This window comes from Delftia sp. ASV31, assembly GCF_016428765.1.
In the GTDB taxonomy this organism is placed as follows: Bacteria; Pseudomonadota; Gammaproteobacteria; order Burkholderiales; family Burkholderiaceae_C; genus Comamonas; species Comamonas acidovorans.
In genome coordinates this window covers 1-12,126 of sequence record NZ_JAELTK010000125.1, presented here as the reverse complement: position 1 = coordinate 12,126, position 12,126 = coordinate 1, and the positions used below count along the sequence as shown (strand labels likewise).

Sequence of the window (12,126 nt, the reverse complement as noted above, 5' to 3'; positions counted from 1 at the left end):
GTTCCATATATGTGAAAAGTATCCAGCCGATATCCTAAAAATCTTTGAAATATTGGACAAGCCTCTACAGAATCCCATCCAGTCACCGATGCGACCGCTTGCCGCGGCGCGGCAGGTGACTTCCAACAAGAAGCCAAGACAGGAGACAAGACATGCAAGCATCCGCGTATTTCCCCCTGCGTCCCGCCAGCGCCTCGCTGCTGGCCGCGCTCGCCCTGGCCGGCTGCGGCGGCGGCTCGGCCGTGCTGCACGGGCCGGTCACCTCCATCGAGACCGCGCCCAAGAGCACGGCCTGCCCCGCCGAGATTCCTGCGGGCGTCAGCTGCTGGGCCGGGCAGGACTCCAAGGGCGCCTACTACCTGATCGCCAAGCCCGCGCAGTGGAACGGCACCCTGGTGCTGCACGCCCACGGCGGCCCGGACCTGGCCGCGCCCACCGCCGACCGTGCGGCCGAAGACCTGGTGCGCTGGTCCATCATGGTGCGCGCAGGCTACGCCTGGGCCGGCTCCACCTACCGCCAGGGTGGCGTGGAAGTGCGCGCCGCCGCCGAGGACACCGAGCGCCTGCGCGGCATCTTCCGCCAGCATGTGGCCAAGCCGCAGCGCACCATCCTGCACGGCCAGTCCTGGGGTGCGGGCGTGGCGGCCAAGGGCGCGGAAATGTTCAACGAGCAGACCGTGGGCGAGCGCCCCTACGACGGCGTGCTGCTGACCAGCGGGGTGCTGGGCGGCGGCACCCATGCCTATGACTTCCGCACCGACCTGCGCGTGGTCTACCAGTACCTGTGCGGCAACCACCCGCGCCCCAATGAGCCGCAGTACGCGCTCAACCTGGGCCTGCCCGCAGATGCCAAGATGCGCCAGGCCGACGTGGCCCTGCGCGTGAACGAATGCCTGGCGCTGGACAAGCCCGCCGCCCAGCGCACGGCCGCGCAGCAGGCGAAGATCGACACCATCACCAAGGTCATCAAGATCCCCGAAAGCGCCATCCAGTCGCACATGAACTGGGGCACCATGCACTTCCAGGACATCTCGGCCAAGCGCACGGGCGGCGCCAGCCCCTTCGGCAACGAGGGTGCGGTCTATGCCGGCTCGGCCGACGATGCCGCGCTCAATGCCGGCGTGCTGCGCTACCGCGCCGACCCTGCGGCCTACCGCAAGTTCGCCGATGACACCGACCCCGTGGGCAGGATTGGCGTGCCGGTCCTCTCGGCCAAGTGGATCAGCGACCCTACGGCCTTCGTGGAGCTGGATGCGCGGTTTCGTGCGGTGATGCAGCAGGGCGGCAGCGGGGACCGGCTGGTGCAGACCTTCACGCGGCAGGGGACGCACAGCTATATCAGCGATGCGACCTATCCCACCTTGATGACTGCGTTGATGCAGTGGGTGGAGGCGGGGGTGAAGCCGACTGCGGCGGGGATTGCTGCGGCCTGTTCTGCTAATGAGGCCAAGTTTGGGGTGGGGTGTAGTTTTGATGCGGCTTATGTGCCGGCTGCGTTGGGGGCTCGGGTGCCTGAGAGGGCGCGGCCCTCTTTGCAGTGAGCTGGTTTTTTCCCTGCAACGGGTTAGTTTTTGACCCTGCCGGGTGGTGGTTTTTCGAGGCCGGGTCTCGGCCCGGCAGCCGACCTACCTTCTTTTGCTTCGCCAAAAGAACGTAGGCCAAGAAAAGGCGACCCGGATGTCCGCGACCCCTTCGCTTCGCTGCGGGGCAACCTGCGTCGGGCCGCCTGCGGGGTTCGCCGCAGAACTCACTGCGCGCTCCGTTCAGACAACTGCGGCGAGTCAGTTGACGAAGCAGTCCTGTCCTTCGGCAGGACTGCAACCCCGCAGGCGGCCCGACGCAGGCGCTGACATACGGGGAGTTTGCTCGGGCCTTTGCTGCGCTCGGCCTGGGGTTTTTTTAGCGGGGCATGTTGGTTCTGGTGGCGGGGGCCAGTTGCGCCGCGAACTCGCGCGCGGCCGCACTGTAGCTGGCGCCTCGGCGCCACAGCAGGCCTGCCGTGCGGATGAGCTGGGGGGCGACCAGGTGGATGGCCACCATGTCCGTGGCCTGCTGGGCGGCGCGCTCGGGGACGATGGTGGCCATGTCGCCCCAGCGGCACAGCGCGATCAGCGATTCCACCGAGCCCATTTCCGCGCGCAGCAAGGGCGTGACGCCTGCGGTGCGCAGCCCGTCCTCGATCAGGCTGCGCGTGTAGAACGTGCGCGGCAGCAGGGCCAGGGGCACGCCGGCCAGCGACTTGACGGACAGCGTGCGGCGCCCGGCCAGCGGATGCGATGGGTTGACCAGCAGCATCATGCGTTCGTCGAACAGCGGCAGCGCGTCCAGCTCGGCGCGCTGGGGCGGGTGAAAGCTCACGCCCAGGTCCAGGCTGCCGTCCAGCAATCCCTGCTCCACGGGCGGGGCCAGCAGCTCGATCACCACCACGTTGACCTTGGGATAGGCGCGCATGAAAGCCGCCACGGCCGGGGCGACCAGGGTGTTGAGGAAGGTGGGAATCACGCCGATGGTCAGCGTGCCGGTCTGCAGCTCGCTGAGGTCGGCCAGCGCCATGCGCCCGGCCTCCACCTCATGCAGCGCACGCTCCGCATAGTTGCGGAACACCACGCCGGCCTGCGACAGCTTCAGCCCCCGGCCAATGCGCTCGAACAGCGCCATGCCCAGCTCCTCTTCCAGCTGGCGCAGCCCATGCGAGAGCGTGGACTGCGTGACATAGAGGTTTCTGGCCGATGTCGTCAGGTGCTCGGTCTTGGCGATATCGACAAAGTAGCGCAGCTGGCGCAGTTCCATGGGTGAAGGCAAGGGGGTGTTCGGCGGGCCAGTTTCTCACAGAGATACGGGCACGCCGCACAGTTCACTCGCCGTCGTCCTGGTCCACGAACTCCACCAGCTCCGGCAGCATCTCCAGCTGCTGGATGGCATCCTTGAGCCGCAGGCCAAAGCGTGATTCCGGCCGCCCGAAGGCGCCCTGCGCCAGCCGCAGCGCCGCCGTTGCCTTGATCCACTCCACCTCGAAGGCATAGCGGTCCGCGTGCTGCTGGACACTCATGCGCTTGATGTGCTCCAGCGCCAGCTCCACGGCGCAGTCCACATCGACTTCGCTGTCGTCCCTGTCGGGATCGTCGACCATCAGTTCGATCAACTGCTGCAGCGTGCTGTGCACCAGGCCCAGCGAGGCGTGCATGGCCTGCCGCCAGGTGGGAAGAAAAGGTGGTTGGGGAGAGGTCGCCTGTGCGGCGGTGAGAGGGTGCATGTCTTGGTTCCTGTATGAATCAAGAGAACCACACGCCACCGTACGACGGGCAACGGGTGGACGGGATGTTCGTAACACGTATACAGACGTGCGGCCATCCTTGCGGGTAAGCCCATCCCGTCCAAAACCGTTGGAGACGGACGCGCGATGACGCATCTGCCCCAGGAATCTGGACATGACAAAGCCCCCTTCAAGGTGGGGGCCGCACCTCTGTATTGGTGTTACGACACACCAAGCCTTTCGGCCTGCCGCAAGTTTAACGGCTGCGTATCAAGAAACCAGGCCGAGCGCAGCGAAGGCCCGAGCAAACTCCCCGTATGTCAGCGCCTGCGTCGGGCCGCCTGCGGGGTTGCAGTCCTGCCGAAGGACAGGACTGCCTCGTCAACTGACTCGCCGCAGTTGTCTGAACGGAGCGCGCAGCGTGCAGTGAGTTCTGCGGCGAACCCCGCAGGTGGCCCGACGCAGGTTGCCCGCAGCGAAGCGGAGGGTCGCGGACATTCGGGTCGTCTTTCTTTTGCCTCCTTTTCTTTGACGAATCAAAGAAAAGGAGGTCGGCCGCCGGGCCGAAACCCGGCCTCGAAAAACAACCCCCCGGCAGGGACAAAAAACAGCACCTGACCAAGACCAGACCAGACCAGAACAGACCAGCTGTCACACCCCTGTAAACCCCCACCAACAAACTCCCCCCCTTCACCACCCCCACAAAAACCACATGCCGCTGAGCAAACTCCCCACATTGCAATCCCTGCTCCTGTCCCGCCGCCTGGCGCTGAGCGTCCTGGCCAGCGCCGCGCTGGTGGCCGCCTGCGGTGGCAGCGACAGCAACGACAGCACGACGCCCCCGGTGGCCAGCCAGCCCGCGACGGCCACGCTGGCCGTGCTGGAGACCACGGATCTGCACTTCAATGTGCGCAGCTATGACTATTTCAAGCTGGCCGAGGATGCCTCCTACGGCTTCGAGCGCATGGCCACGCTGGTGCGTGCGGCGCGCAAGGAGTTTGCCAATACGCTGCTGGTGGACAACGGCGACACCATTCAGGGCACGGCCCTGGCCGATTACGAGGCCGAGGTGGCCAAGATCCCCTGCACGCAGCAGCTGTCCATGTACAAGGCCATGGGCGCGCTGGGCTTTGATGCGGGCACGCTGGGCAACCATGAGTTCAACTACGGCCTGCCCTTCCTGAACCAGGTGCTGGGTGGCGGCCTGGACGTGGACGGCGTGGACAAGGCGCTCAAGTGCGCGGGCAACGGCTTTCCCATGGCGCTGTCGAATGTCTACAGCAGCAAGACCAAGCAGCCGCTGGTGCAGCCCTACGTGATTCTGGAACGCAAGATCGCGGCCAAGGACAAGGATGGCAAGGCGGTGGAGCTGCCCATCAAGATCGGCGTGATCGGCTTCACCACGCCGGGCATCATGAACTGGGACAAGCGCTATCTGGAGGGCAAGCTCTACACCGAAGGCGCCGTGGAGTCCGCCCAGAAGTACCTGCCCGAGATGCGCGCCAAGGGCGCCGATGTGGTGGTGGCCATGCTGCACGGCGGCCTGGATGGCGCGGCCTACTCGCCGACGATGGAGAACCCCGGCCTGCACCTGAGCAAGGTGGCCGGCATCGACGCCATGGTCATGGGCCACCAGCACAGCGTGTTCCCCGATACGGCGGCCACGCCGGCGTTCACGCAGGCGGGCGTGGACAACAAGGCGGGCACCATCAACGGCGTGCAGTCGGTGATGGCCAGTTCCTGGGGCAAGGCGCTGGGCGTGATCCAGCTGGCGCTCAAGTGGGACGGCAAGCAGTGGAGCGTGGACAAGAGCGCGGGCAAGAGCGAGCTGCGCAATATCCAGACCGGCAAGGACGCCGCAGGCAAGGCCACCTACGTGGCCGTGGACCCGACGGTGGCGCCGCTGATCGAGAGCCAGCACCAGGCCGCCATCCAGTACGTGAAGACGCCCATTGGCAGCACGGACTTCCGCATGAGCACGCTGTTCGCCGATGTGGGCGACCCGGGCGCCATCCAGATCGTCAACCAGGCGCAGCGCGACTATGTGGCCGACTATGTGAAGGCCAGCCTGCCGCAGTACGCGCAGCTGCCCGTGCTGTCGGTGAGCGCGCCGTTCAAGTCGGGCTTCCAGGGCGGCGCCGACTACACCGACGTGGCCGTGGGCCCGCTGGCCATCTACAACGCGGCTGACCTGTACCTGTACCCCAACACCGTGTATGCGGTGAAGGTGAATGGCGCCGACATCAAGGACTGGCTGGAGGCCGCTGCCAAGCGCTTCAACCAGATCGACCCGGCCAAGACGGGTGAGCAGCAGCTGATCAGCACCTTCCCGGGCTACAACTTCGACATGTTCACCACGGCCGATGTGCAGTACGAGATCGACGTGACCCAGCCCGTGGGCAGCCGCATCAGGAACCTGCAGTACCTGGGCAAGGCCATCGACCCGGCGCAGGAGTTCGTGATCGCCACGAACAACTACCGCGCCACCAGCGGCAAGAGCTTCATCGCCAAGCTCGACGGCTCCAGCGCCATCTGGGCCTCGCCGGACGCCAACCGCGACGTGGTGATCGGCTACGTGCGCAAGAAGGGCAGCATCACGCGCGCTGCCAATGGCGCGGCCAAGAGCTGGCGCTTCACCAAGGTGACCACCTCGGCCAACGTGGTGTTCAGCTCCGGCGCCAACGCGCTGCCGGTGGCGCAGGCGGCGGGCCTGGCCAACATCTCGCTGGTGGCGGCCGATGACGGCTCGGGCAAGGGCACGTCCAAGTACCGCCTGGATCTGTCGAAGTAAGTTCCGGCAGGCAAGCAACAAAAAAGCCCCGTGCATCTGGCACGGGGCTTTTTTGCTTGTGCCGAACGGGCTTCAGCGCGCAGGAGGCATCTCGAACACCAGGCAGGTGGTGGTGGCGTGGGCGTAGAGCGTGCCATCGGGGCCGACCAGGCGCGCCTCGGCCGTGGCCAGCTGGCGGCCGCAGTGCAGCACGCGGCCTTCGGCGCGCACGCGCGGCACGCGCGGGGTCAGGGCCTTGACCAGGTTCACCCCCAGCTCGGCCGTGGTGTAGCCCCGGCCCGGCGGCATGCAGGTGTGGACGGCGCAGCCCAGCGCCGAGTCCAGCAAGGTGGCGAACCAGCCGCCGTGCACCGTGCCCATGGGGTTGAGGTGGTTGGCGCCGGGGCGGCCCTGGAAGACGGCGTTGCCTTCGCCCACGGAAATCAGCATGAAGTCCAGCGTGCGTGCAATGGGCGGGTAGGGCAGTTCGCCGCGCAGCATGGCCTGCATCAGCTCCAGCCCGCTGCGGCCTGCGACCTGGTCGGGGCGCGATACGCCTGCGCCGGGGCCGGCGTCCAGCCGGAGGGTGACCGCCTGTTCCTCGTCCAGCCAGGCTTGCAGGGCAGGGGAGATGGCACCGGTGGTGGCGCTGGAGGTGAGGCTGTGGGCGGCCTGCTCCGGGGAGTGGGTGCGGGTGTCCATGGAATGTCTCTCTTTCATTGGGAAAAGTGCGGGCGCCAGGCTGTCTGGGATGGCGGTGTGGATATTATTGTATCTACAACAGTTGTATATGCAATAATCTGCGCCATGCCAGTGAATCCAGACATCCTCGGCGTGCCCCAGGGCTGCACCAACCACCGCGTGCGCCAGCTCATGCGCAGCGTGGGCCAGGTGTATGACGCCCATCTGAACGAGACGGGGCTGCGCATCACGCAGTACTCGCTGCTCAGCCACGTGCTGGCCGCCGGTCCGGTGCGGCCCTCGGACCTGGCGCGGCGCATGCGCATGGACGCCTCGACGCTGACGCGCAACCTCAAGCCGCTGATCGACGCCGGCTGGGTGCGCATGGGCCAGGGCGAGGACCAGCGCAGCCGCCTGGTGCACATCACCGACGCGGGCCAGGCCAAGCGCGAAGTGGCCAAGCAAAGCTGGAAGACCGCACAGAACGAGCTCAACGCCCGCGTGGGCCTGGAGCGCGTGGCGGCCCTGCATGCGCTGATCGATGAATGCCTGGTGCTGCTCGATGGCGGCAATGGCGATGGCAACGCTGCAGACGGCCCGCAGGCGTAGGCCCTACCGAATTCCCAACCCCCGAAGAGACTCCCATGCTCTCCAACTCCACGGCGCGCTGGCTGCAGCGGCGCGGCATCCACTACGGCTGGCTGGTCGCGGCCATCACTTTCCTCACCATGCTGACCATGTCGGCGGCGCTGGGCCTGCCGGGCGCCATGCTGCAGCCGCTGTCGCGCGAGTTCGGCTGGAGTACGGAGCAGATTTCGAGCAGCCTAGCGCTGCGCTTTGCGCTGTTCGGCCTGCTGGGGCCGTTTGCGGCCGTGATGATGGAGCGCTTCGGCCTGCGTGCCGTGATGTGCATGGGCCTGGCCCTGGTGGGTGGCGCCATGGCGATGGTGACGCGGGCCACGCAGCTGTGGCATCTGTTTTTGCTGTGGAGCCTGCTGCTGGGCATGGGCACGGGCCTGACGGCGCTGGTGCTGGGCGCCGTGGTGGCCAACCGCTGGTTTGCGGCGCGGCGCGGCCTGGTCATCGGCGTGCTCACGGCCAGTGCGGCCACGGGGCAACTGGCCTTCCTGCCGCTGGCCGCCTGGATGATCGAGCACTGGGGCTGGCGCTCGGCCACGGTGCCGGTGTTCGTGGCCAGTGCCCTGATCGCGGTGCTGGCCCTGCTGTTCGTGCGGGACCGGCCTTCGGACCTGGGCCTGGCGCCCTTTGGCGGCGATGCCTCGGCCCCGCCGCCACCGGCCATGGCCATGAACTTCGGCACGCCCTTCAAGGTGCTGGCCGAGGCCGCGCGCAACCGCACCTTCTGGCTGCTGGCGGGCACCTTCTTCATCTGCGGCCTGTCCACCAACGGCCTGGTGCAGACGCACTTCATCTCGCTGTGCGGCGACAACGGCATGGGCGCGGTGCCCGCCGCGTCGGTGCTGGCCATGATGGGGGCCTTCGACTTCGTGGGCACCGTGCTGTCGGGCTGGCTGTCGGACCGCTACGACAACCGCAAGCTGCTGTTCTGGTACTACGGGCTGCGCGGCCTGTCGCTGTTCTGGCTGCCGCATTCGGAGTTCACCTTCTACGGCCTGGGCCTGTTCGCCATGTTCTACGGGCTGGACTGGATCGCCACGGTGCCGCCCACGGTCAAGCTCACGGCCCAGCATTTCGGGCCGCAGAAGGTGGGGCTGGTGTTCGGCTGGATCTTCGCGGCCCACCAGCTGGGCGCGGCCACCGCTGCCTGGGGCGCGGGCCTGACTCGCACGTTGCTGCTGACCTATACGCCCGCGCTGTATGCGGCCGGCCTGGCCTGCCTGGTGGCGGCGGTGATGGCGCTGGTGATAGGGCGGGCGCGCAAGGCGGCGGCGGTGGCCGCGGCCTGAAGACCCTGCGCGTCGTCAGTACAGCTGGCGCCTGCCCGGCTGCAGCAGGACGACCAGGGCGCCCGCGCCACCTTCGGCCGGGCGGGCCTGCACAAAGGCCAGCACTTCCTTTTTCTGCACCAGCCAGCGCAGTACGCGGCCCTTGAGCACGGGGGTCTTGCCGGGCGAGCCCAGGCCCTTGCCGTGCACCACGCGCACGCAGCGTATGCCGGTGCGGTGCGACAGGCGGATGAACTGGCCCAGCGCCTCGCGCGCCTCGTCCACGCGCAGGCCGTGCAGGTCCAGCTGGCGCTGGATGCTCCACTGGCCGGCGCGCAGCTTGTGCGTCACGTCCAGGCCGATGCCGGGGCGCCGGAAGCTGAGCTGGTCGTCGGTGTCCAGCAGGGTGCTGACGTCGAACTCGTCGCTCATGGCCTCCTGCAGCACGCGCTGCTCGTCCAGCTCCAGCTGCAGGGGCAGCGGCTCGGGGGGCTCGGGGGCATGGAGGTGGCGGGCGTGCGCGGACTTGAGCGCATGCACCGGGCCCACGGTGTTCTCGAACAGCTTTTGCTCGGCCAGGAGGCGGCGCGCCGCCTCGGCGCGCTGCTGCTGGAGCAGGGCCTCTTGGGCGGCGGCTTCGGCCAGTGCGCGGCGCACTGGCGCGAGGTCCTGCAGGCTGGTGGCTTTCAAAGTCATGGTGACGCCGGTTGTACCGCAATTTCGGCACCCCGGCGGCCATGGCGGGCCCAGCCGGGAGCCGGGGTCCTACAGCATCCCCTGGCCCGCCATGGACAGCGAGGCACCGGGCGCCACGATCACATGGTCCAGCACCTGGATGTCCACCAGGCCCAGGGCGGCCTGCAGGCTCTGCGTGACGGCCTTGTCGGCGGCGCTGGCCTGGACCTGTCCGCTGGGATGGTTGTGGGCCAGGATGACGGCGCCCGCATGGTGGTGCAGGGCGCGCAGCACCACTTCCCGGGGGTAGACGCTGGTGCGCGTGAGCGTGCCGCGGAACATCTCCTCCAGCGCGATCAGCCGGTGCTGGCTGTCCAGGAAGAGCACGGCGAACACCTCATGCTGGCGCGCCGCCAGGTGCAGCTGCAGGTAGCGCGCCACGGCCTCAGGCGAGGCCAGGGCCGGGCGCTCGCGCAGTTGCTCGGCCATGGCGCGGCGCGCCAGTTCGAGCACGGCCAGGAGTTGCGCGCACTTGGAAGGCCCCAGCCCCTTGATGGCCTTCAGGTCCGCGTGCCCGGCCTGCAGCAGCCCGGACAGGCCGGCCCGGCCGGGCAGCTGCAGCAGTTCCTGGGCCAGCTGCAGCACGCCCTTGCCGGCCATGCCGGTGCGCAGCACGATGGCCAGCAGTTCGATATCGGAAAGCGCCGAGGGGCCGTGTGCCGCGAGCTTTTCGCGCGGCTGGGCCTGGGCGGGCAGGTCTTTGAGAGCCATGGTTCAGCCAGGTGGGGGCGCCGCAGGGACACCGTTGCACGGGGCGTGGGGGCATGGATGTTTTTCTACAATACGGGCCAGTTTATCGGGACTTCCATGACCTCTAGCGCTTCTTCCTCGGCCCTCCCCACGGTCCAGACCGGCTCGTTCCTCACGCTGCACTACCGCCTGTCCGGGCCTGCAGGCGATGTGATCAACACCTTCAACGACAAGCCCGCCACGCTGTCCCTGGGCGCGGGCGAGCTGTCGCCCGCCGTCGAGCAGCGCCTGCTGGGCCTGGCCGAAGGCACGCGCACCACGTTCGAGATGCCGGCCGGCGAAGCCTTTGGCGAGCGCAACGGCGACATGATGCAGTGGGTGGCGCGCAAGCTGATGAACGAGCTGGGCGACCCGCACGAGCAGTACGCGCCCGGCGACGTGGTGCAGTTCCCCACGCCCGACGGCCTGGGCAGCTACGCGGGTGCCGTGGTGCAGGTGCGCGAGGACGGCGCCGTGCTGTTCGACTTCAACCACCCGCTGGCGGGCCAGCCGGTGACGTTCGAAGTGCAGATCATCGGGGTGCTCTGAGGTGCTGGATTCGACCTCGCCCCAGGAAATCCTGCTGGCCGAGCCCCGGGGCTTCTGTGCCGGCGTGGACCGCGCCATCGAGATCGTGGAGCGTGCGCTGGCCAAGTTCGGCGCGCCCATCTACGTGCGCCACGAGATCGTGCACAACACCTTCGTGGTCAACGATCTCAAGGCCAAGGGAGCGATCTTCATCGAGGAGCTGGACGACGTGCCGCCCGGCTCCACCCTGGTGTTCAGCGCCCACGGCGTGAGCCGGGCGGTGCAGGAAGAGGCGCGGCGGCGCGGTTTCTCCATCTTCGACGCCACCTGCCCGCTGGTGACCAAGGTGCATGTGGAAGTGGCCAAGCTCGCCAAGGAAGGCTACGAGTTCCTGATGATCGGCCACAAGGGGCATCCCGAGGTCGAGGGCACCATGGGCCAGCTGTCCGAGGGCATCCACCTGGTCGAGGACGAGGCCGATGTGGCCCGTGTCACCCCCCGCCAGACCGAGAAGCTGGCCGTGGTCACGCAGACCACGCTGTCGGTGGACGATGCCGCCGGCATCACGGCGGCCATCCGCGCCCGCTTTCCGCAGGTGCGCGAGCCCAAGCAGCAGGACATCTGCTATGCCACGCAAAACCGCCAGGACGCCGTCAAGGTGCTGGCGCCGCAGGTGGATGTGCTCATCGTCGTGGGCAGCCCCACCAGCTCCAACAGCAACCGCCTGCGCGAGCTGGCCGCGCGCCTGGGAACGCCCGCCTACATGGTGGACAACGCGGGCGAGCTGTGCGAGGAATGGTTTGCCAATGCCGGGCGCGTGGGCCTGACGGCCGGGGCCTCCGCCCCCGAGGTGTTGGTGGAAGAGGTCATCCAGCGCCTGCGCCAGCTGGGCGCGCTGTCGGTGCGCAAGATGGATGGCATCGAGGAGACCGTGAAGTTCCCGCTGCCCAAGGGCCTGAAGATCGACGCGGCTACGGGCCTGGAGATCTCCGTGGGCAAGCAGCCCGAGACGGGCGGCTGAACCGCAGGCGCAGCGGACATTGGCCAAAAAGCAAACGGGCGCCTGGCGCCCGTTTTGCATGGTGGGGCCGAAAGCCTCAGCTCCACAGATCCAGCGGAGGATCGGAGGCCACGGCGCGCAGGATGTCGGTGCGGCTGATGAAGCCGGCCAGCAGGCCCTGCTCATCGGTCACGGGCAGGCCGGGCAGGCCGGTCTCCAGCAGCACGCCGGCCACGCGGCGCAGGTCGGTGGTGGTGGCCACCGTGGGAATGGGGGAGATCATGACCTCGTTCACGGGCCGGCGCGCCAGGGCAATGGCGTCCTTGATCGCACCGGGCTCGGGCAGCAGGTCCAGCGGCGCCATGTCGGCACGCAGCAGCAGCCCGACCACGCGGCCACCGGCATCCAGCACGGGCGCCTGGGCCACGCCGTGCTCGGCCAGCACGCGCCAGGCGTCGTTGACACCGGCCTCGGGCGATACCGTCACGGCCTCGTGGCTCATCACGTCGGCCACGGTCTGCAG

Annotated in this window: 12 protein-coding genes; 6 read left to right on the top strand and 6 right to left on the bottom strand. The window is 68.0% G+C overall.

The annotated features are described in order from the left end of the window. Window positions 1–152 precede the first annotated feature (152 nt). Window positions 153–1,541: a hypothetical protein gene (locus JHD82_RS27115; protein WP_199139879.1), complete on the top strand. Its 1,389-nt coding sequence runs from the start codon at window positions 153–155 to the stop codon at window positions 1,539–1,541. Window positions 1,542–1,899: 358 nt separating this feature from the next. Here JHD82_RS27115 and JHD82_RS27110 read toward each other — a convergent pair whose 3' ends face one another. Together JHD82_RS27110 and JHD82_RS27105 are read right to left on the bottom strand one after the other, a co-directional pair. Beyond that, a complete protein-coding gene (locus JHD82_RS27110; RefSeq protein WP_016450106.1) occupies window positions 1,900–2,790 on the bottom strand; it encodes a LysR substrate-binding domain-containing protein in 891 nt (296 codons plus the stop codon). A 64-nt stretch (window positions 2,791–2,854) separates the two neighbouring features. Next, on the bottom strand, window positions 2,855–3,253 hold the full coding sequence (locus JHD82_RS27105; protein WP_199139877.1) for a hypothetical protein: 399 nt from the start codon (window positions 3,251–3,253) through the stop codon (window positions 2,855–2,857). Between the two features lie 712 nt (window positions 3,254–3,965). Here JHD82_RS27105 and JHD82_RS27100 point away from each other — a divergent pair. Further along, complete coding sequence (locus tag JHD82_RS27100; RefSeq protein ID WP_199139875.1) at window positions 3,966–6,044, top strand: bifunctional 2',3'-cyclic-nucleotide 2'-phosphodiesterase/3'-nucleotidase; 2,079 nt, start codon at window positions 3,966–3,968, stop codon at window positions 6,042–6,044. Window positions 6,045–6,116: 72 nt separating this feature from the next. Here the strand turns inward: JHD82_RS27100 and JHD82_RS27095 are convergent, their stop codons facing one another. Further along, window positions 6,117–6,725, bottom strand: coding sequence for a PaaI family thioesterase (locus JHD82_RS27095; protein ID WP_199139873.1), 609 nt, complete (start codon window positions 6,723–6,725; stop codon window positions 6,117–6,119). Between the two features lie 105 nt (window positions 6,726–6,830). Between JHD82_RS27095 and JHD82_RS27090 the strand changes: the two genes are divergently transcribed. Further along, entirely contained in the window at window positions 6,831–7,313 is a 483-nt protein-coding gene (locus JHD82_RS27090) for a MarR family winged helix-turn-helix transcriptional regulator (protein WP_199139871.1), read from the top strand. 35 nt (window positions 7,314–7,348) lie between these two features. Further along, window positions 7,349–8,632, top strand: coding sequence for an MFS transporter (locus JHD82_RS27085; RefSeq protein WP_199139869.1), 1,284 nt, complete (start codon window positions 7,349–7,351; stop codon window positions 8,630–8,632). 15 nt (window positions 8,633–8,647) lie between these two features. Here JHD82_RS27085 and JHD82_RS27080 read toward each other — a convergent pair whose 3' ends face one another. Both JHD82_RS27080 and radC read right to left on the bottom strand, forming a co-directional pair. Next, window positions 8,648–9,307 carry a Smr/MutS family protein gene (locus JHD82_RS27080; RefSeq protein ID WP_012203828.1) on the bottom strand — a complete coding sequence of 220 codons (660 nt, stop codon included), beginning with the start codon at window positions 9,305–9,307 and terminating at the stop codon, window positions 8,648–8,650. Between the two features lie 69 nt (window positions 9,308–9,376). Continuing rightward, complete coding sequence (radC, locus tag JHD82_RS27075; protein ID WP_199139867.1) at window positions 9,377–10,057, bottom strand: DNA repair protein RadC; 681 nt, start codon at window positions 10,055–10,057, stop codon at window positions 9,377–9,379. A gap of 96 nt (window positions 10,058–10,153) precedes the next feature. On the opposite strand from radC, the gene JHD82_RS27070 reads away from it, so the two are divergent. Beyond that, window positions 10,154–10,624 (top strand): peptidylprolyl isomerase, encoded by a 471-nt coding sequence (locus JHD82_RS27070; protein WP_012203830.1) that lies wholly within the window; start codon window positions 10,154–10,156, stop codon window positions 10,622–10,624. Between the two features lies 1 nt (window position 10,625). Next, window positions 10,626–11,624 (top strand): 4-hydroxy-3-methylbut-2-enyl diphosphate reductase, encoded by a 999-nt coding sequence (gene ispH, locus JHD82_RS27065; RefSeq protein WP_096915442.1) that lies wholly within the window; start codon window positions 10,626–10,628, stop codon window positions 11,622–11,624. A 76-nt stretch (window positions 11,625–11,700) separates the two neighbouring features. Here the strand turns inward: ispH and JHD82_RS27060 are convergent. Next, on the bottom strand, window positions 11,701–12,126 hold a 426-nt coding region (locus JHD82_RS27060; RefSeq protein ID WP_199139865.1), incomplete at its 5' end, for an HPP family protein.

Excerpts from the sequence above, each read along its gene's own strand:
- JHD82_RS27115 (WP_199139879.1), top strand. The coding sequence starts at position 153 with ATGCAAGCATCCGCGTATTTCCCCCTGCGTCCCGCCAGCGCCTCGCTG.
- JHD82_RS27110 (WP_016450106.1), bottom strand. The coding sequence starts at position 2,790 with ATGGAACTGCGCCAGCTGCGCTACTTTGTCGATATCGCCAAGACCGAG.
- JHD82_RS27105 (WP_199139877.1), bottom strand. The coding sequence starts at position 3,253 with ATGCACCCTCTCACCGCCGCACAGGCGACCTCTCCCCAACCACCTTTT.
- JHD82_RS27100 (WP_199139875.1), top strand. The coding sequence starts at position 3,966 with ATGCCGCTGAGCAAACTCCCCACATTGCAATCCCTGCTCCTGTCCCGC.
- JHD82_RS27095 (WP_199139873.1), bottom strand. The coding sequence starts at position 6,725 with ATGGACACCCGCACCCACTCCCCGGAGCAGGCCGCCCACAGCCTCACC.
- JHD82_RS27090 (WP_199139871.1), top strand. The coding sequence starts at position 6,831 with ATGCCAGTGAATCCAGACATCCTCGGCGTGCCCCAGGGCTGCACCAAC.
- JHD82_RS27085 (WP_199139869.1), top strand. The coding sequence starts at position 7,349 with ATGCTCTCCAACTCCACGGCGCGCTGGCTGCAGCGGCGCGGCATCCAC.
- JHD82_RS27080 (WP_012203828.1), bottom strand. The coding sequence starts at position 9,307 with ATGACTTTGAAAGCCACCAGCCTGCAGGACCTCGCGCCAGTGCGCCGC.
- radC (WP_199139867.1), bottom strand. The coding sequence starts at position 10,057 with ATGGCTCTCAAAGACCTGCCCGCCCAGGCCCAGCCGCGCGAAAAGCTC.
- JHD82_RS27070 (WP_012203830.1), top strand. The coding sequence starts at position 10,154 with ATGACCTCTAGCGCTTCTTCCTCGGCCCTCCCCACGGTCCAGACCGGC.